We start from the raw sequence: 19,245 nt of genomic DNA, 5'->3' as shown, positions 1-19,245 counted from the left end.
ACCGGGTCCGGAAGACCCGGAAACATCGTATGTCTGGCACCTGACCGGCGATCGACGACGTTGACGGTCGGAGGAAACCCTCCGTATACTCCCAATGATCATCAGATCTTTTGCCGAGCTGGGCGAGGGGCGCATGCCGCAGATCACTGCCGTCACCGTCGAAGATGTCCGCTTCCCCACCTCCCTGACCGCTGACGGGTCAGACGCCATGAACAAGGACGGTGACTACTCGGCGGCCTACGTCGTCCTGCACACCGACGGCGTCGACGGCACGGGTGCGCCGCTCGCGGGGCACGGCCTGACCTTCACCATCGGTCGCGGCAACGACATCGTCGCGGCAGCGGCAGTCCACCAGGCACAGCAACTCGTGGGCCTCGACGTGGCGACGATGGCCGCGGACATGGGCGCCGTCTACCGCCTGCTCACCTCCGACTCGCAGCTGCGGTGGCTCGGTCCGGAGAAGGGTGTCGTCCACCTGTCCCTCGCCGCCGTGTTGAACGCGTCATGGGACCTGGTCGCCCGGCTCGCCGACAAGCCGCTGTGGCGGCTGCTCGTCGACATGTCCCCCGAACAACTCGTCGACATCGCCGACCTGCGCTACCTTTCCGACGCGCTGACCCGGGACGAGGCGCTGTCCATCCTGCGGGCCAAGGAGGGCACGAAGGCCGCCCGCCTCGCCGAGCTCGACCGGACCGGCTACCCCGCCTACACCACCTCGGCGGGCTGGCTCGGCTACGACGACGACAAGCTGCGCCGGCTGTGCCAGGAGGCGGTCGACAGCGGCTACGGCTACGTCAAGCTCAAGGTCGGCGCCAACCTCGACGACGACATCCGCCGGTGCGCGATCGCGCGGGAGATCCTCGGGCCGGACCGCAACCTGATGATCGACGCCAACCAGGTGTGGGACGTCGGCCAGGCCATCGAGTGGGTCACCGCCCTCGCCCGGTTCACACCACTGTGGATCGAGGAGCCGACCAGCCCCGACGACATCCTGGGCCACGCCGCCGTCCGCCGCGCCGTCGCGCCGATCGGCGTCGCCACCGGCGAGCACTGCCACAACCGGGTGATGTTCAAGCAGCTGTTCCAGGCTCAGGCCATCGACTTCTGCCAGCTGGACACCGGCCGGCTGGCCAGCATCAACGAGATCGTCGCCGTGCTGCTGCTCGCCGCGAAGTTTGACATCCCGGTGTGCCCGCACGCCGGCGGCGTCGGGCTGTGCGAGATGGTCCAACACGTGTCGGTGCTCGACTACGTCGCGATCTCCGGGGATCTCACCAACCGGGTCACCGAGTTCGTCGACCACCTGCACGAGCACTTCACCGACCCGTGCATCATCCGCGACACCGGCTCGGGCAGCGGTTACGTCCTGCCCAGCGCGCCGGGCTACTCCACCCGGATGCGTCCCGAGTCGGTCGCGCTCTACCGGTTCCCCGACGGCCACTACTGGGCGGCGACAGACCCGACTACCGTGTCATCTCCGGAGGCGGCGTACGTGATCGCGGGTGGGACGGCCACCCCCGCCGGGCGCTAGGGGAGTCATGTCTCGCACTGACGAAGTGGTCAACGGCATCAAACGGATGATCCTCGAAGGGCAGTTCCGGCCCGGAGACCGGTTGCCCATCGAGAAGGACCTCGCCGAGTCGCTCGGTGTCTCGCGGGGCTCGCTACGCGAGGGAATGTCGGCCCTGTCGATCCTCGGCATCGTCAACATCCGCCAGGGTGACGGCACCTACGTCACCAACCTCGACGCGCCGCAGCTGCTGGCCCCGATGGGTTTCGTGGTGGACTTCCAGGGTCAGGGCGACCCCCGGCACATCCACACCGTTCGACGGCTGCTGGAGTGCGAGGCCGCCCGGCTGGCGGCCACCAGGATCACCGACGAGGCCCTGGCCCAGGCGGCGGACCTGCTCGACGAGGCGGCCCGGATGATCGGCCAGTCACCGCAGGACCATGAGCGCATCATGGAAATCGACATCGCCTTTCACCGGATCATCGCCGTGCACGCCGAGAATCCGGTGCTCGTCGGCCTGATCGAAGCCTTCGCCGGGCGCACCATCCGCGGCCGGCTCTGGCGGAGCCTGCACGAGGAGGGCGCGGACCTGCGTACCCACGACGAGCACGTGGCGATCCTGAAGGCCCTCGTGGCGCGCGACCCGGAGCGGGCCCGCACCCGGATGGCCAACCACCTGATCGGCGTGGAGGAATCGTTGCAGGGGTCACCCGACGACGCCGATACGAGCATCGAGGCGACCCGGTCCTGACCGCCGGCCGCTACGACTGCACGTCGAGCAGCCCCTCGTCGTACAACGCCGCCCAGAGCTGATCCGGGACGTCCACGCCGGAGCGGCGCAGCGTCTCGGTCACCTGGGCCTCGTCGCGCATGCCGACCAATGTCGAAACCACCGCCGGGTGACGACGGACGAACGCCAACGCCGCCTGGGGCAGCGTGACGCCGTACGTCTGGCAGACCCGCGCCACCCGGCGGGCGTGGTCGATCACCTCTGCCGGCGCCTGCCGGTAGTCGTAGACGGCGTCGTTCGGTGGCATCTCCCGGGCCAGCAGCCCGGAGTTGTAGACCCCGGCGACCACCACACCGACGTGCCGGGCCTGCGCGACGGGCAGCAGGTCGGTCAACGCACCCTGCTCCAGCAGGGTGTAGCGGCCGGCGCACATCACCAGGTCAACGTCGGTCTCCGCCACGAAGCGGGCCAGCATCGCGGACTGGTTCATCCCCACGCCGACCGCACCGATCACGCCCTGCTCCCGCAGCTCCACCAACGCCGGAACAGCTTCGCGCGCGGCCTGCTCCCAGTGCTCGTCCGGATCATGCAGGTAGACCACGTCGATGCGGTCCAGGCCGGTACGCCGAAGGCTCGCCGCCAACGAACGGCGCACGCCGTCGCGGCTGAAATCCCAGACCCGGCGATGATCGGCGGGAACGTCGAACCCCTCCGGATCCCGCCGGTGAGCCGTCTCCGGCGACGGCACGAGCAGCCGACCGACCTTCGTCGACACCACGTACTCGTCGCGCGGGCGGGAGCGCAGCGCCGCTCCCAGCCGCCGTTCGGACAGGCCCAGCCCGTAGTGCGGTGCCGTGTCGAAGTATCGGATGCCACCCGCCCACGCGGCGTCCACCGCGGCGGCGAACTGCTGATCCGACGTCGCCCGGTAGAGATTGCCGCCCTGCGAGGCACCGAAGCCCAGTGGGCTCAGCCGCAGCGGCGACCCGACGGTGTTCGGGGTCGCCCGACGGGCGGGATCGCGCGCACCCCGCTGGACGGCCGCCGTCACCGCTCGTCCCGATCCGTGCTGGTGCTGCCGGTCATCGCCGCGACCAGGTCGTCGGTGGTGACCTCGTCGGCGCGGAGTTGGGCCGCGCGCCGGCCGAGGCGCAGCACCTCGACCCGGTCGGCGATCTCCAGCACCTGCGGCATGTTGTGACTCACCAGCACCACCGACATGCCGGCGTCGCGGGCCCGTCGAACGACGTCGAGCACCCGCCCGGTCTGGACCACCCCCAGCGCCGCGGTGGGCTCATCGAGGATGACCACGTTGGTCGCCCAGATGATGGCGCGGGCCACCGCGACGCACTGCCGCTGCCCACCGGAGAGCATGGCGATCGGGGTGGTGACCCGAGGGATCCGTACGCCCAGTTCGTCGAGGGCTGCGGCCGCGCCCTGCCGCATGGCGCGTTTGTCCAACAGCCCGAGCCGACCGAGCGGACCGGAGCGCAGGATCTCCCGGCCGAGATACAGGTTGGCGGCGACGCTGAGGTCGTCGGCGACGGCGAGATCCTGGTAGACGGTCTCCACCCCCGCCCGACGGGCGTCGACCGGGGTGGAGAACTGGACCGGACGGCCGCCGACCCGGATCTCACCCTCGTCGGGCGGGTGCACACCGGACAGGGTCTTGATCAGTGTGCTCTTTCCGGCGCCGTTGTCGCCGATCAACGCGACGACCTCACCCCGGCGGACCGTGAAGTCGGCACCCCGCAACGCCTCGACGTGCCCGAACCGCTTGACGATGCCGCGGGCTTCGAGGACCGGCGGTTCCGCGTCGGTGGGGTGCTGATCGCGGTCGGCGGTTTCCGTGGGGATCGTGCCCATCACTGCACCGGCGGGTTGGCGCAGCTGGGTTCGAGCACCGCCTTGATCTCTGCCGAGTCGATGTTCTCCTTGGTGACGAAGGTGACGCCGGTGTCGGCCGACGCCAGCGGCGCCTTGTCCCGAAGGTGCTTGACCATCTTGTCGACGCCGAAGTAGCCCATCTTGAACGGGTTCTGCACGACCAGCGCCGAGATCTGACCGCTGCGCACCCCGGCGATCTCGTCCGGGGCCGCGTCCCAGCCGATGATGACCACCTTGCCGGACTTGCCGGCCGCCTGGATGGCCTGCGCGGCACCGAGCACGCTCGGCTCGTTGGCCGCGAAGATGCCGGCGAGCTTGGGGTTGGCGGTGAGGATGTTCTCGGTGACCCGGCGGGCCTCGTTGACGTCACTCTTGCTCGGCTGCTGACCGACCAGCTTCAGGTTGGGGTACTGGGCGAGGCCGGCCTTGAAGCCGTCGACCCGCTCGGTGTTGGTCTGCGAGCCGGGCTGGAACTCGACCAGCGCCACCTCGTGGTTGCCGGGCCCGAGTTCGGTGGCGAGCAGCTTCGCCGCCTCGACCGCCGACGCGCGGTTGTCGGTGGCGTAGAGGGGCACATTCGACGGCTGCGGGCTGGTGCCCGAGTCGATCATGGCGACCGGGATGTTGGCGGCGAGCGCCTTGTCGGTCGCCGGTGCCAGCGCGCTGGAGTCGGTCGCCGCGTAGACGATGCCGTCGACCTTCTTGGTGACGAAGTTCTGGATGAGGTTGACCTGTCCTTCGACATCGGTCTCGGCGGTCACCCCGTCCCACTGGACGGTGACGTCGCCCGCGCGCTGCGCGGCGCACTCCGCTCCCGCCTTGACCGTGTTCCAGTAGTCGGCCCCGACCGCCTTGGGTACGACGGCGAGCTTCAACGGGCCGCTCGCGTCCTTTGTCGCGCCGTCGCCGCCGCCGTCGCGGACCTCGACCCCGCCGCAGGCGCTGAGCAGAGCGGTCGCCGCGGCCGCGGCCAGGATCGCCTGCGCGCGCCGGAGTGACCCTCGCGTCTGCCGGCTGGTGGTGGTGTGTGCCATGGTGTGCGTCCTTCCTCGTTCGGACTCTCGGAATGGCATGTCAACCGCGTGATTCCAGCCGCCGGCGGCGGTACTGGTCGAAGTAGACGGCGGCCCAGATGATCACGCCGACGATCACCTGCTGGTAGTGGATGCTGATGTCGAGCAGGACGGCGCCGTTGCGGACCAGGGCGATGAGGAACGCGCCGATGATGGTGCCGACGATCCGGCCCTGCCCGCCGAAGAGGCTGGCGCCGCCGATGACCGCGGCGGCGATGACGTCGAGCTCCAACGAGATGCCGTAGTTGGGCTGGCCGGAGTTGACCCGGGAGGCTGCGATCATGCCGCCCAACCCGACCAGCACGCCGGCCAGCACGTACACCCCGGTCAGGTGCCGTCCCACCCGGACGCCGGAGCGGCGGGCGGCCTCCAGGTTGGAACCCATCGCGTAGGTGTACTGACCGAAGCGGGTCTGGGAGAGCAGGAAGGCGACCCCCACGGCGACCAGGACGGTGATCACCACGGCGAACGGAATGCCGAGGATCTCCCCGTTGCCGAGCAGTTGGAAGGATCGCGGCAGGCCGTAGACACCGACCGCTCCGGTGATGATGAAGACGAGGCCGCGGCCCACGGACATCGTCCCCAGTGTCGCGATGAACGGCGGAATCCGAGCGACAGTCACCAGCAGCCCGTTCAACAGACCGGCCAGCGCGCCGACACCGATCGCGACCGCCGTCGCCGCCCAGACCGAGAAGCCGAGATCGCGCACGACCATCGCACCCAGCACGCCGGCGAGCGCGGCCACCGACCCCACCGACAGGTCGATGCCCTTGGTGATGATGACCATCGTCTGGGCCGTGGCGATGATGGCGATCACCGCCGTCTGCGCCCCGATGTTGAAGAGGTTGTCCGCGGTCAGGAAGTAGGGACTCGCGAAGGTCAAGGCGATGAACAGGACGACCAACGCGGTGGCGGCGGTGAACTCGGAGACGGCGTGGGAGACCCGTTCGCGCAACCAGTCGCTGAGTTCGCCGCGCTGCGTGCCGGCGGTTGCCTCGACGCTACTCATCGTCGGACCTGACCTCCCCAAGCGTGGCGCCGGCGACCGACGGGGACCCGCCGACGAGCCGAACGCCTGTGAGCGACCGACCCGCGCGAAGGCAGCGCGGTCGAGAGCCCGCACAACCATCGAGATAGGTCGGATGTTTCCCACGATCAGGCGTTACCTTGCCACGCATTCACGTATGTTGCCAAGGTCTTACCGGCATGTTTTGCCATCGTTACCTGTGCCGCCGAAGGCCTCCGGCCGACCAGACCGACAGCGACCTCCAGCGATAGCATGTTATCGATAACATGCTATGTCACCAGGACGGAAGTCGCTGCCGCCTCAGGACAGGGACAACCCGTACGCCCCGGCGGCGGTCTGCCGCCAGATCGCCGAGCGCTCACCGTCGGAGAGCGGGGCCAGCAACTCACCGAGAGCCGCCACCCAGCGGGTGTACGAGGTGGCGAGCAGGCACACCGGCCAGTCCGAGCCGAACATCAGCCGATCCGGCCCGAACACGTCGAGGGCGTGCTCGACGGCGGGCCGCAGGTCGGCGGCCGTCCAGGAACCACCCTCACCCCGGTCGCCAGGCCGGAGAGCTTCGCCGTCGTGTTGGGCTCGGCCGCCAGCGCCCGCAGGTCGCGGCGCCAGTCATCGAGATCGGCCCGCCCGAGCGAGGGCTTGCCGAGGTGGTCGAGGACGAACCGTACCTGGGGCGGTCGCGGACGAGCTGGGTGGCCGCCGGCAGTTGGTGCGGACGCACCAGGAGGTCGAAGACGAGACCGACGGCACCGACGGCGGCGACGCCCCGCCGCGCCTCGAGACGGTCGAGATAGGTCGGATCTGGTTCGGACTGGACCAGGTGGCGGATGCCGACCAGCCGCTCACCGCCGCGCGCCCGGCGTGGCCGGTCGAGGCGACGACCGACGTCGGCCGCGGTGAGGTCGACCCAGCCGACGACCCCGGCGACGAGGGGGTCGTCGGCCGCGATGCCAGCAGCTCGGGAGTCTCCGACCGGACGGCGACGGACTGCACGACCACGGTCTTCGCCGCCCCGGCGGCCCGGGCCACCGGGGCGAGTTCGCCCGTCGTCATCGGACCCGTCCCGGCGCCGTCACGTCCACCCCACACCCCGCCCCGGCCACTGATCGAACCCCACCGGGCCAACCCGGAGACACACCACCGATCTGGCAGATTGACCATGTTAGCGGTAACAGACTGTTCATAGATGGCGGAACGCGCGACGTGGCCGGCCCCCGACACAGTCGTCTTTTGGTCTGACGAATCTCCCTGCCCCCGCTACCGCTCCGACCCGATCGACACCGCGGGTCGGTGACACCGTCGGTGCCCTGGTGACTGGGCCGGGCGTTCGATCGAGGAGATCGCCGTCGAGCAGCCGCAGGTGCTGCACGAGTGCCTCTCCAGCGCTGACTCCGCGCCGCACGGCGGTGAGTCCGTCGCGGCTCTACGGGATCGGGTCGGTCGCTGGTTGGACGGGCAACGAGGCACCGGCCGACGGGTCACCGCGATCGCGCGCCCGCTGGTGATCCGGGTCGCGGTCGTGCACGCTCTGGACCTGCCTTTGGCGACATACCGGCAGGTAGACGTGGAGCCGTTGGCCGTTGTCCGGCTCACGAGCCCGGACACCCGCTGGCACCTACGACTGACCACACCGCGAACAGGCTGAGGTCAGTCCAGCACGCCGGCTTGGTAGGCGAGAATCGCGGCCTGGACCCGATTGGCCAGGCCCAGCTTCGCCAGAATGCGGCTGACGTGGGTCTTCACCGTCGCCTCACTCATGAAGAGCGTGGCCGCGATCGCGGTGTTGGACAATCCGCCACCGACAGCTACCAGGACTTCCCGCTCCCTTTCGGTGAGCACCGCTAGTCGTTGTTCGGCATTGCTGCGCCGGTGGGATGTCGGGCCCGAGAATTGTCGAAGCAGCCTGCGGGTGACCCTCGGGGAGATCATCGCGTCACCGCGCGCCGCGCTGCGCACCGCGTTGAGCATGTCCTCGGCGGAGGCATCCTTCAGCAGGAAGCCGACGGCGCCGTAGCGTAGGGCGGTGTGCACGTACTCGTCGAGATCGAATGTGGTGAGCACGACGACGTGCGGTGGCCGATCGAGCCGGGCGATCCGCTCGATCGCAGTCAGCCCGTCGGTCCGCGGCATGCGGATGTCCATGAGGACGACGTCGGGCCGGAGCGTCCGTGCGAACTCGACCGCTTCGGCTCCGTCGGACGCCTCTCCCACCACCGCGATGTCCGGGGCCGCGTCGAGGATGGTGCGCAGCGTCGAACGCACCATCCATTCGTCGTCGACGATCAAGGTTCTAGTCGGTGAGGTCATGGTTTCTTCCCGGTGCGATCGGTAGCTCGGCGACCAGGCTGAACCCTCCATCGGCCGTGGGGCCGGAGGTCAGTTCCCCGCCAATCAGGTGAACGCGCTCGGCGAGGCCGAGGAGCCCGTGGCGGCCGCCCGGCAGCGGCGGGGTCGTGGTGGGCCGTCCGCGGCCGCTACTGATCACCACCTGAAGCGACTGCCGCGTCTGCCTGATGCGGATCCGGGTTCTGGCACCGGGAGCGTGCTTGTGCACGTTGGTGAGGGACTCCTGGACGATGCGGTAGGCGGCGTGCTCGACCAGCAGCGGTAGGCGTTCAGCGGTTTCCTTCTCCAGGCTCAGGGTGACCGGTACACCGAGCCGCCGAGAGTCCGCGACCAACGCGTCGAGATCGGCCACGCCGGGGTGCGGGGTAATCGGCGCGTCATCATCGCTGCGGAGAATTCCGACCAGAGCGCGCAGCTCAGCGAGTGCCTCACGCCCGATCGCTCCGATCTGCCGTCCCCGGACCACCGCGTCCTCACCCCCGGCCGACTCCAGGGCGGTGGCCTGCAGCACAATCAGCGCCACCCGATGGGCGACGACGTCATGCATATCGCGGGCGATCTGGGCCCGTTCGTCGCTCCGGGCCTGGGCCACACGCTGGTGCTGTTCGCGTTCGAGGCGTTCGGCCCGCTCCCGTATCCGTTCGACCAGCTCGCGTCGGGTGCCGACGTACAGCCCGAGGAAGGCCGGGGCAACGCAGACTGCGACGGTGACCGGGATCGCTCCGTCCGCGCCGGCGTACCGCCATATCGGGGTGCCGACCAGGACCACCGAGACCAGCACGCTCACGGCGACCTTCGGCCACGCCATGGTGCGCTCTGCCAGCGTGTAGAGCGCGAGCACCACCGTCGCCTGGGCCGACACGAGCGCGGTCGCCGTCAGGGCACCAGCCAGCAGGACCGTCGGAGCCTGTCGGCGCCGCCAGGTCAGCAGGCCGACCGCGAGGCCGAGCGAGCTGCCGAGCCACACCGGAGGAAGGCCGGGACCGAAGCCGGCGAGGGCAGGACCGAAGAAGTCCACCCCGAACTGGCCGGTCGCCGCGCACGCTGCCATGGCGAACGCCGCTACCGCGTCGATCATCGACCGGCCGCGGGACCAGCGCAGAAGCTGGTTCAGGAGACGCGAGATTATGATGCTGCCAGCGTAGGGCCGACCGACGGGCACAGGCATCGGCCTAAAGATGTACGCCACCCCCGCCGGTCATCACCGAGAGATTGATTCGTTCTGTCGGATCCGCCGACGCACCGCGCGACGCGCCCCGGCGAGGGTTGGGGGCATGGCCAGACGACATCTCGACCCGCGAATGATGCAGCTCGTCTTCGGTGTTTTCGCCCTCACCGCAGGCACCTTGACCGCGCTGCGTCCCGATCCACCGCATCCGCTCTTCACGACCGCGGCGACATCCGGTTACGCGCTTGCCACAGTGCTTTCGTTCGGCGGCTGGCTCGCGCTCAGGCACCCCGCACTCGCCGCCCGTACCCGGCAGGTGCTGATCGTCTTCCATCTGCTCTTCGTGCCGGCGCAGTTCCTGTTTCTGCTCGCCCACGCCACCCCGTGGCTCGGGATGGCCCTGTCCTCGGCGATCGCGGTCGGCCTGAAGCCGCGCTTCCCCCGCCTGGGGCGGACGCCGCGGAAGGTGTGGCTGACGCTGCACGTCGGCATCGGGGTCGGTTGGCTGGGCGTCGCGACCGGCATGCTGTTGCTGGCAATCACCGGGGCGGTGGCCGACAGCCACGAGCTACAGCACGGGGCTTACCTGTTGCTGCACACGTTCGAGATTATGCTGGCGATCCCGAGCGCCTTTGCGGCGATCATCACCGGTGTCGTGGTTTCGCTCGGCACCCCGTGGGGTCTGCTCAAACACAGGTGGGTGCTGGCCAAGCTGGTTATCGCGCTCGCCCTACCGTTTCTCGCGGTCTTCGAAGGCCCCTGGATCGAGGAACTTGAGGCCCGCAGCGCATCCGGCCCGATCGAGACCGGGACCACCGGGATGCTGCTGATCGGCGCCATGGGGCTGTTCGCCACCCTGCTGTGGGCCGCGACGATCCTCTCGGTCTTCAAGCCCGGCGGGCGGACCCGGTGGGGCCGCAGCAGGGACGCGCGAGTGGGCCGCGCCGGCCGGGAGCCGGCACGGCCCACTCGTGATTCGTCAACCCGTCTCGCATCACGACAGGTCCAACGAGCGACCTTTCCCGATCTGCGAGGCGGTAGTTAGCCGGTGACGGTGAACGGTCGGGACACCGTCGTCGCCGACGTGGCACCGTTCAGCGTGACGCTGGTGGCGCCCGCCTTCGCCACACCCGGAACGCTGACCGTCGCTCCGGAGATGACGCCGTCACCGTTGGCGCGCACCGTGCTGACCGCGAGTCCGCTCCCGAAGGTGACGGTGACCGTCTCGTTCGGAGCGAACCCGTAGCCGTCGAGCGTGATCGCCGTGCCGCGCGGCCCCGAGCGGGTCAGCAGCGCCGCCCGCGGCCGGTAGGTCCGCGCCTGCGGCTCCCCGGTCACCTGGACGGTGGCCGTGGCCGGCGTACGCGAGGACGCGCCCGTCGCGGTGACGGCGTACCGGCCGGGTTGCGCGTTGCCGGAGGTCGGCACCGAGACGCGGACCGTTCCCGACGCGGAGGCCGCGACCTTCATGGTCCGGCCCGGGTCGGTGCCGACGCTGACGGTCACCTGCTCACCCGCGGCGAAGCCGCTGCCGGCGACGGTGATCGCCGCACCGCCCCGGACGGTCCCGGACGCGGACAGCGCGATCGACGGCTGCGATCCGCCGCGGACCACGGTGACGGTGAAGGACCCGGAGCGGCTCGACTGCGTGTCCCACGCGGTGACGCGCACCGTGTAGGTGCCCTCCCGCGAGTAGGTGTGCTGGCCACTCATCGCGCCGGACGCACCGATCGTCACGTCGTTCGGAATCGTGCCGTCACCCCACTGGACGCGGGCACGGTAGCCCGTCGCGCCGGGAACACCGCCGGTCACCGTACCGAGGTTCGCCGCGAGGGTCTGCCCGGCCTCGACCGTCTGGTCCTTCGGGGCCACGGTGGCCAGCGCCGCGGTGGGCGTGCCGTCGTTGGCCACGGCGAACACGTGGATCCGACCCGCCGAGCGAGGGTCACCGGTCTGCGTCGGCAGGGTCACCGACACCAGCGTCTTGCCCGCCGGAATCTGGTACGGCGCAGTGGCGAACAGGAACGGCTGGGCGCCGTCCCGGCTCAGGCCGTGCAGGCGGTACGCCGTCCGGGCGACGATGATGTTGCCGTAGGACGGGGTGCCGTTGGCGTTGCCGCCCAGCGTCCAGTCGCTGAACTGGATCGGAATGCTGGCCGTGCTGCCGTCGCTGAACGTCGCCGTACCGGTGGTGCTCTGGTTGCCCTGCGTTCCGGCGCCGATGAACGAGATGCTCTTCGCGTCCTGCGGAAGGTCGAGAACGACCGTCGCCCCGTTACCGGTAGCGTTGTCCGGCTGCCCGGCCGGGATCACCGGCAGGGTGTACCGCAGCGCGGTTCCGGGAACCTGCTGCGGCTGGCCCTGGATCGCACCGCCGGCCGCCAGGGCGGCCCGCGAGTACGCCCACGACTTGGCGTCACAGTCGGCCGCGAGGACCGCTTCGTCACCGACGCAGACGGTGTCGAACGCGGCGGCGAGACCGGAGGACGGGGCGTACGCCACCTCGACGCCGACCGTCGCGGCGCTCTGGCTTGCGCCGTCAGTCACCGTGACGGTCGCCTGGTGGTAGCCCGGCGTGGCGTAGGTGTGCGACCCACCGATGCGGTAGACCGACCGGGAGCTCAACGTCAACGTGCCCGCGGTGACCGGCGTGCCGTCACCCCAGTCGATGGTGGCCTGGTAGCCGTTGGCGTCGCCGCCGGTGACGGTGCCCAGCGGCATCGAGACGGGTGCGCCGGCGGTGGCGTGCACGCCCTCCGTGGCGGTCACCGCGATGTCGCCGCCGCCGAGGTCGAGGTCACCCCCGGTGAGCAGTTCGACCTCGGCGAGGTTGGTCTGCGCGGCGCCGACGGTCCTGGTCACGGCGAGGCGGAACTGCGCGAAGCGTCCCGGCTTGTCGATCGAGTACGGGCGGGTCTGGTTGCGCCACGGGAACACCTGATCCGTGCGGGAGTCGACGGTGGTCCAGGTGAGGCCGTCGTTGGAGCCCTGTAGGCGCCAGTTCGCCGGATCGCCCGCAGCGGCCCCGGACGTGACCGTGTAGTACGTCGGCTTCTGCTTGCCGGCACGGAAGGCCCAGGTGATCTCCGGAGTCGCCGAGGTGAAGGTCAGCTGCGAGGTGGACGAGTCGTCGAAGAGCTTCTTCGCGTCCTGACCGCCGGTGGCGGTCGCGGTGCCGAGGCCGGGGCCGGTGACGTCCTGCAACGGCTTCGGAGCCTCGTTGCCCTTGGTCAGCGACGGCGGCGCGTCGTTCTTGCCGCTGCCCCACGACGACGGCTTCGGGCCCATCTGGAAGTCGATGGTGCCGCCCTTGGCGAACGCCGACACGTCCAGGGAGAGGCCGCGCTGCTTCTTGCCGTTGACCTTGACGTCCTGCACGTAGACGTTCGCGACGCTGTTGTTCGGCGCGTTGACGACGATGTCGCCGGTGCTGCGGTGCACGGTCATCCTGGTGAACTGCGGCGAGCCGATGGTCCACTCGGACGACCCGGCCTGCAGCGGGTAGATGCCCAGCGAGCTGAGGATGTACCAGGACGACATCTCGCCGTTGTCCTCGTCGCCCAGGTAGCCCTGGCCGATCTCACTGCCGACGTAGAGGCGACGCAGGATCTCCCGGACCGCCGCCTGGGTCTTGTCCGGCGCGCCAGCGAAGTTGTACATGTACGGGATGTGGTGTGACGGCTGGTTGCTCATGCCGAGCTGACCCATCCGCACCGCTCGCGCCTCGACCATCTCGTGGATGATGCCGCCGTACCCGCCGGGGCGGTCGGCGTTCTCCGGGGTGGAGAAGTAGGTGTCGAGCTTGTCGCGCAACGCCTTCTGCCCACCGACCAGGTTGGCCAGGCCCTGACCGTCCTGCTGCGCGGTGAAGGCGAAGTTCCACCCGTTCGTCTCGGTGTAGACGCCACCCCAGTCCAGCGGGTCACCGGCGAGGAAGTTGCCGGCGGCGTCGCGGCCCTGCATGAGCTTCGTCTTCGAGTCGAACAGGTGGACGTAGTTGCGGGCGCGCTCCAGGAAGTAGCGCGACTCCTCCTTGAGCCGGGCGCGCTCCGACTTCGGCGTGGCCGGGTCCTTGGCGAGGGCCGCACCCATGTTGCCGATGCCGTAGTCGTTGATGTAGCCCTCCAGCGCCCACGACACCGACTCCGGCGTGGAGGTCGGGGTGTAGCCGAGGAACAGCGAGTTTTCGATGCCCTTGCGGCCGACCTCGGGACGCCCGGACGCGACGGTCGCGTCCTTGACGGCCGCGTTGTACGCCGCGAGCGGGTCGGGCAGCTTGACCCCGGAGAGGTACGCCTGGGCCAGCGCCACGTTGGAGCTGGTGCCGGTCATCAGGTCCGCGTAGCCGGGCGACGACCAGCGGGCGATCCAACCGCCATCGCGGTAGTGCTGGACGAAGCCGTCCGCGATCTTGGCCGCGATGTCCGGGTAGAGCAGCGAGTAGGCGGGCCACACGGTGCGGTAGGTGTCCCAGAAACCGTTGTTGACGTAGATCTGACCGTCGACGATCTTCGCACCGGTGCGGGTGGCGGTCGACGTGCCGGTCGGCTCCGAGACCGGGCTCGCGTACTGCCAGCGCGGCGCGGCGGCGGTGCCGGTGTTCTCCGACTGCGAGTTCGGGTAGAGGTTCAGCCGGTACAGGTTCGAGTACATCGAGACCAGCTGCGCCTCGGTCGCGCCGCGCACCTCGACCCGGCCGAGCCGGTCCTTCCACGCGGCCGTCGCGGCGGCGTGGATCTGGTCGAAGCTCTTGCCGGTGACCTCCAGGTCGAGGTTCTTGCGCGCCTGGTCGACGGAGAGGAACGACGTCGCGAGGCGCATCGTCACCTCCCGGGTCGTGGTGAGGTCAAAGGTGGCCGAGGTCGCGGCGGACGCCGTCGGCGCCCGGTCGAACGTGCCCGCCACGAACATGCGGCTGCGGCCGGCGGAGAAGCCGCTTCCGTTGTCGACCCAGCCGGTGAACGTGGCGTCCGTGCCGATGGTGAACGTGCCGGTGTGGAAGACCAGGCTTCCCGTCGCCTGGCCGGCCGGGAAGGTGAACCGCATGATCCCGGCGTGGTCGGTGGGCGACATCTCCGCGACGAGGCCGTTCTGCGTCGTGACCCGGTAGAGGTCCGGCTGCGCGATCTCGTCGTCGTGGCTGAAGGCGAGCGCGCGGCTGGCGGGGTCACCGGTCAGTGAGCCGTTGCCGACGACCGGCATGACCGACATCCGGTTGCGGTCACCCATCCACGGGCTCGGCTCGTGGGAGATCGCGAGGCCCTGCAGCATGGGCAGGTTGGCCTCGTTGTTGTTGCGGTGGTACTCGTACTCCCAGGATTCGGAGTCCGCGTCGGTGACCGGGGTGAAGAAGTTGAAGCCGTTCGGCACCGCGGTGATCGGCAGGTTGTTGCCGCGCGAGAAGCCGATCGACGAGTTGGTGCCACGTCGGGTGTCGACGTAGTTGGTCAGCTTCGAGCCGTCGATCGACGCCGGCGAGCCCTCCACCTCGATGTCGTCGAGCCAACCCTGGAACCGGGTGTCCCCGGTGGCCGTGGGGGCGTCGTACGCCAGCAGGATGCGGTCGATCGTCTTGCCCCGCGCGATGGTGCCGAGGTCGGTCCGCACGAGGTTCCACTGGTCGGCGAAGAGCGCCTTCGAGGCACCCTGGCCGGCGGCGGTGAGCAGGTTGCCGTGCTGGTCGACAGGGGCGCGCCCGCTCAGGTAGCTGCCGTCGGTGAAGTGCAGGTCGAGCGCGGCGTAGGTGGACGGGTACTGGCCGTCCCCACCGGTGAACTCCGGGAAGATCTTGTACGACAGGCGGGTCTTCGGCCCGACCGGGATGTCGACGTCGAAGAGCTTGTTGGTCCCGTACGAGCGGCCACTGCCCGGGGCGCCGCCGGCGTACCGCAGCGCGGCCAGCCCGGTGAAGCCGGCTTCCGGCTTCGTGGTGTACCCGTCGTTCGGGCCGGCGGTGACCACGCTGACCATCGGCGTGGCCGGCAGGGGGACGTCCGAGCCGTCGCTGATGTTCCAGTCGCCGAGCTGCACGAGCGGGTCACCGGAGTTCGCGGTGACGTTGAGCCGGTAGAAGCTGTAGGCGGTGGTGTTGGTGAAGCTGTACTTGTTGGTCGCGAAGCGACCGCTGAACTTCTCGCCGGTGCGCTTGTCCAGGTCGGTCCAGGCTTTGCCGTCGTTCGACCCCTGGATGACGAAGTCCTTGGGGTCTCGCTCGGGTGCGTCGTTGGCGGCGGTCAGCGAGTAGCGCACCACGGTCGCCGGCTTGGCGAGCTGGTAGGTCACCCAGCCGGTGGTGGCGAACACGAGCCACTTGGTGGACGGATCGTCGTCCTTGAGGTTCGCGGCGATCTCTCTCGGCTGGTACTCGTCGCTCGCGGTCACGGCGGTGACCTGGCCGAGCAGGGTGCCGGGCAGGGTGGAGACCTTGCCGCTCAGGTTGGCCTGGATCGGCTTTCCGTTCGCGCCGACCTCGACCGTGCTGGTGGCGGGCTGCGGGTCGGCGGGCTCGAACGAGGAGGTGAAGTTGCCGGGCGTTGCCGGCTGGGGCGCGGCGTTCGCCAGGGGCGCGGCGACGAGCAGGCCCAGCGGTAGCAGGGCTGCTGTCGTCACCGCCAGCAGGCGAGGACGCGCAAGGGGGGTGTGCGACATGAGGGACGGAAGCCTTTCGCCTCGAACCAGGTCGAGTACGTCGAACGTGTGGGCAGAGTGGAGCTTGCGAGCCCTGACATCGTTGTCATCGGAGTCGGTGAGCAACGGGAGCCGGGGCGTCGGACTGCCGCTGATAGTTCCCGGAGCACCACGGCGATGTCAACGGGTTGATCGCGTCGAAACAGTCACCACTCCAACCGCGACCCGGCCGCCGAGGCACCGGGCCCCGGCCGCGTCCGACGACGAATGCCGAGGCCCGGCCCCGGATCAGCAGTAGAGATTGGCTCCGGCGGGCACGCCGAGGATGCCGACGAACTGCTGGTACCTGGTGACGCGACTCTGCACCTGTGCGGGGTTTCCGTTGTTGCACTCGATCGAGCCGTTGATGCTGCGGATCGTCTGCCCGAATCCGGCGCCGGTGACCATCGCGTTGTGGGCGGTCATGGTGCCCGGCCCGTTCTGGGTCATCCAGTACCAGATGCCGGTCTTCCAGGCCACCGCCGCGTCGTTCTGCACCAACCACGGGTTGGTCAGCAGCGGCAGGTTGAGCGCGTTACCGGCGGCGTTGTAGTTGAAGTTCCAACTGAGCTGGATCGGCCCGCGCCCGTAGTAGGCGGCCTGCCCGGCGGGGCATCCGTACGGCTGGCCCGGGTCGCAGTAGTGCGGGTAGTTCGCCGTGTTCTGCTCGACGATGTGCACGAGGCCGCCGGTCTCGTGGTACACGTTCGCCAGGAAGGCCGCGGCCTCCTGGCGCTGGACGGTGGCACTGCCGGTCCGCGCGAACGCCGGGTAGGCGCTGAGCGCGGCGACGAGCCCCGCGTACGAGTAGAAGGAGTTGCGACCGGGGAACATCTGGTTGAACTGGGCCTCGGTGACCACGAAGCCACCGGGGTTGGTGGGAGGCGGGGTGGTCGGCGGCTGGCCGCCACAGGTGTAGGGCTCCCAGTACCAGGTGCTGATGATGGGGTCGTACCCGGGATTGTCGTGCTCGGCGATGTAGTAGAGACCGTTGGTGTACCGCACGATGGCGCCGGTGGCGTACCAGGTCCCGGCGGTCCAGTTCGGGTAGGAGCAGGTCCCCCCGGGTGGTGTGCCACCTCCCCCGCACGCGCCGAGATCCTCCCAGACGCCGGTGGTACCCGGCGGCGCCTCGTTCTGGGTCCACCACTTCGCCCGGTAGTTGCGGCCGTTGTGGGAGACCTGGGCGTCTCCCCAGTAGACGGCCGAGGCTTGCCATGCCGCGGAGCAGGCCGCCGCCGACGCGGCCGTGGCCGGGATGACCGCGACCAGTCCACCGGCGACGATCAGTGCCACCAGCGCGACCAGCGCGCGCAGTCTCGTCATGTGATCACTCCTTCCTGGGATCTCACTGCCGACAGCCGAGCCGGGTATCGACGGAAGTGACTGTAACATTTTCTGTTCAGAGTCTTTACTATTCCGCGCGGATCCGACGGGGGCGACCGGATGACCACTGTCGATATTTCCGGCTACTTTCCGGATCACGTCGGCGGCACCACCGCCACGTGTCGCGCCCAGAACCCGCCCCGACCACGGCATGCCTGGCCACACCCTGAACGGCCCTCTGCGTTGTTCCGAAGATGTTCCGGAACTTGTTGACGCGTCGGAATTCTCGCTGTAATACTCCGATCCACTGAGGTCAATGCAACGGCTTCGCACGGCTTCGGGTCCACCGACCCACTCATCCACACCTGTCCGGACTGCGCCGCCCACCACCAGGGCGCGTCCGGGCCTGCGCGAAGGGGCACCAGATGAGCAGGCTCTTCCCCCGCACGGCCCTGTGGTCGAGGCGGCTGCGCGCGGCGCTCGCCGTCCTCGCCACCGCCGTGGCCATGTGCGGCGTCGTCCTCGCCGCCAGCTCGACCCCGTCGAGCGCCGCCACCTGCAACGGGTACGTCGGCCTCACCTTCGACGACGGTCCGACCGGCAGCACCAGCGCCCTGCTGAACGTGCTGCGCAACAACGGCGTACGGGCCACCATGTTCAACGTCGGGCAGAACGTCCAGAACAACCGGTCCGCCGCACAGGCACAGGTCGCCGCCGGCATGTGGGTCGCCAACCACAGCTGGAACCACGCCCACATGACCTCGATGAGTCAGTCGCAGATGCAGTCGGACCTGTCCCAGACCAGCTCGGCGATCCAGTCGGCGACCGGCAGCCGGCCGGTGCTGTTCCGGCCACCGTACGGCGAGACCAACTCCACCCTGCAGTCCGTCGCCTCGTCGCTGGGCATGCGCCAGGTGCTCTGGGACGTGGACTCGCAGGACTGGAACGGCGCCAGCGTCAGCCAGATCGTGGCCAACGCGAGCCGACTCCAGGCCGGCCAGGTCATCCTGATGCACGACGGGATCCAGAACACCCGCGACGCGATCCCGCAGATCATGGCCAACCTGACCAGCCGCAACCTGTGCCCCGGCATGATCTCACCGTCCACCGGCCGTGCGGTCGCACCGGACGGCGGCACCTCGCCGCCGACCACCCCGCCGACGACCACCCCGCCGCCCGCCGGCGGCAGCTGCACCGCGACCGCCACCACCACCAACGTCTGGGGCGACCGGTACAACACCTCGGTGACGGTCAGCGGCGCCAACACGTGGACGGTGGTCGTGGCCATCACCCCACCGCAGCGGATCTCCACGATCTGGAACGGCACCGCCACCTGGGACAGCAGCGGCAATGTCATGACCATGCGGTCCAACGGCAGCGGCAACACCTTCGGCTTCACCACGATGACCAACGGCAACAGCGGCGCCCGCCCCCAGATCCGCTCCTGCACCTCGGGTTGACATCGCCCGACTGAGACGTGCGCGGTGGGTGCGCCCGGCACCCACCGCGCAC

Annotated in this window: 13 protein-coding genes and 2 pseudogenes; 5 read left to right on the top strand and 10 right to left on the bottom strand. The window is 69.5% G+C overall.

What is annotated here, in order from left to right; translation table 11 throughout:
* Positions 1–94: 94 nt before the first annotated feature.
* Together EV382_RS06100 and EV382_RS06095 are read left to right on the top strand one after the other, a co-directional pair.
* Complete coding sequence (locus EV382_RS06100) at positions 95–1,531, top strand: enolase C-terminal domain-like protein (RefSeq protein ID WP_244236561.1); 1,437 nt, start codon at positions 95–97, stop codon at positions 1,529–1,531.
* Positions 1,532–1,538: 7 nt separating this feature from the next.
* Positions 1,539–2,261 carry a FadR/GntR family transcriptional regulator gene (locus EV382_RS06095; protein WP_130400625.1) on the top strand — a complete coding sequence of 241 codons (723 nt, stop codon included), beginning with the start codon at positions 1,539–1,541 and terminating at the stop codon, positions 2,259–2,261.
* A 10-nt stretch (positions 2,262–2,271) separates the two neighbouring features.
* On the opposite strand, the gene EV382_RS06090 is transcribed toward EV382_RS06095, so the two are convergent.
* The 6 genes and pseudogenes from EV382_RS06090 to EV382_RS33935 form a co-directional block, all read right to left on the bottom strand.
* Positions 2,272–3,291 (bottom strand): aldo/keto reductase, encoded by a 1,020-nt coding sequence (locus EV382_RS06090; RefSeq protein WP_244236560.1) that lies wholly within the window; start codon positions 3,289–3,291, stop codon positions 2,272–2,274.
* Positions 3,288–4,106 carry an ATP-binding cassette domain-containing protein gene (locus EV382_RS06085; RefSeq protein WP_130400624.1) on the bottom strand — a complete coding sequence of 273 codons (819 nt, stop codon included), beginning with the start codon at positions 4,104–4,106 and terminating at the stop codon, positions 3,288–3,290. The genes EV382_RS06090 and EV382_RS06085 overlap by 4 nt, the downstream gene beginning before the upstream one ends.
* Positions 4,106–5,161 (bottom strand): ABC transporter substrate-binding protein, encoded by a 1,056-nt coding sequence (locus tag EV382_RS06080; protein ID WP_130400623.1) that lies wholly within the window; start codon positions 5,159–5,161, stop codon positions 4,106–4,108. Before EV382_RS06080 ends, EV382_RS06085 begins: the two co-directional genes overlap by 1 nt.
* Before the next feature lie 40 nt (positions 5,162–5,201).
* Entirely contained in the window at positions 5,202–6,209 is a 1,008-nt protein-coding gene (locus tag EV382_RS06075) for an ABC transporter permease (protein ID WP_130400622.1), read from the bottom strand.
* Between the two features lie 318 nt (positions 6,210–6,527).
* Positions 6,528–6,836 (bottom strand): amidohydrolase family protein, encoded by a 309-nt coding sequence (locus EV382_RS33755; RefSeq protein WP_208758567.1) that lies wholly within the window; start codon positions 6,834–6,836, stop codon positions 6,528–6,530.
* Positions 6,824–7,176, bottom strand: a pseudogene (locus EV382_RS33935) (amidohydrolase family protein); the annotation flags it as partial. The gene EV382_RS33755 and the pseudogene EV382_RS33935, both read right to left, overlap by 13 nt.
* A gap of 372 nt (positions 7,177–7,548) precedes the next feature.
* On the opposite strand from EV382_RS33935, the pseudogene EV382_RS33930 reads away from it, so the two are divergent.
* Positions 7,549–7,872: pseudogene (locus EV382_RS33930) on the top strand (histidine phosphatase family protein); the annotation flags it as partial.
* Between the two features lie 2 nt (positions 7,873–7,874).
* On the opposite strand, the gene EV382_RS06060 reads toward EV382_RS33930, so the two are convergent.
* Entirely contained in the window at positions 7,875–8,534 is a 660-nt protein-coding gene (locus tag EV382_RS06060) for a response regulator (RefSeq protein WP_130400621.1), read from the bottom strand.
* A complete protein-coding gene (locus EV382_RS06055; protein WP_130400620.1) occupies positions 8,518–9,651 on the bottom strand; it encodes a sensor histidine kinase in 1,134 nt (377 codons plus the stop codon). The genes EV382_RS06060 and EV382_RS06055 overlap by 17 nt, the downstream gene beginning before the upstream one ends.
* 196 nt (positions 9,652–9,847) lie before the next feature.
* Between EV382_RS06055 and EV382_RS06050 the strand changes: the two genes are divergently transcribed.
* Positions 9,848–10,786, top strand: coding sequence for a hypothetical protein (locus tag EV382_RS06050; RefSeq protein ID WP_130400619.1), 939 nt, complete (start codon positions 9,848–9,850; stop codon positions 10,784–10,786).
* Here EV382_RS06050 and EV382_RS06045 read toward each other — a convergent pair.
* Positions 10,783–16,389 (bottom strand): GH92 family glycosyl hydrolase, encoded by a 5,607-nt coding sequence (locus tag EV382_RS06045; protein ID WP_130400618.1) that lies wholly within the window; start codon positions 16,387–16,389, stop codon positions 10,783–10,785. The genes EV382_RS06050 and EV382_RS06045 overlap by 4 nt on opposite strands.
* A 267-nt stretch (positions 16,390–16,656) precedes the next feature.
* A complete protein-coding gene (locus EV382_RS06040; RefSeq protein WP_130400617.1) occupies positions 16,657–17,733 on the bottom strand; it encodes a glycoside hydrolase family 19 protein in 1,077 nt (358 codons plus the stop codon).
* Positions 17,734–18,158: 425 nt separating this feature from the next.
* Between EV382_RS06040 and EV382_RS06035 the strand changes: the two genes are divergently transcribed.
* Positions 18,159–19,193, top strand: coding sequence for a polysaccharide deacetylase family protein (locus tag EV382_RS06035; RefSeq protein ID WP_130400616.1), 1,035 nt, complete (start codon positions 18,159–18,161; stop codon positions 19,191–19,193).
* Positions 19,194–19,245: the final 52 nt, after the last annotated feature.

Source organism: Micromonospora violae, from assembly GCF_004217135.1.
GTDB classification, from domain to species: Bacteria; Actinomycetota; Actinomycetes; order Mycobacteriales; family Micromonosporaceae; genus Micromonospora; species Micromonospora violae.
Note: the sequence above shows the minus strand (reverse complement) of the source record. Positions and strands in the feature narration are given on the sequence as shown.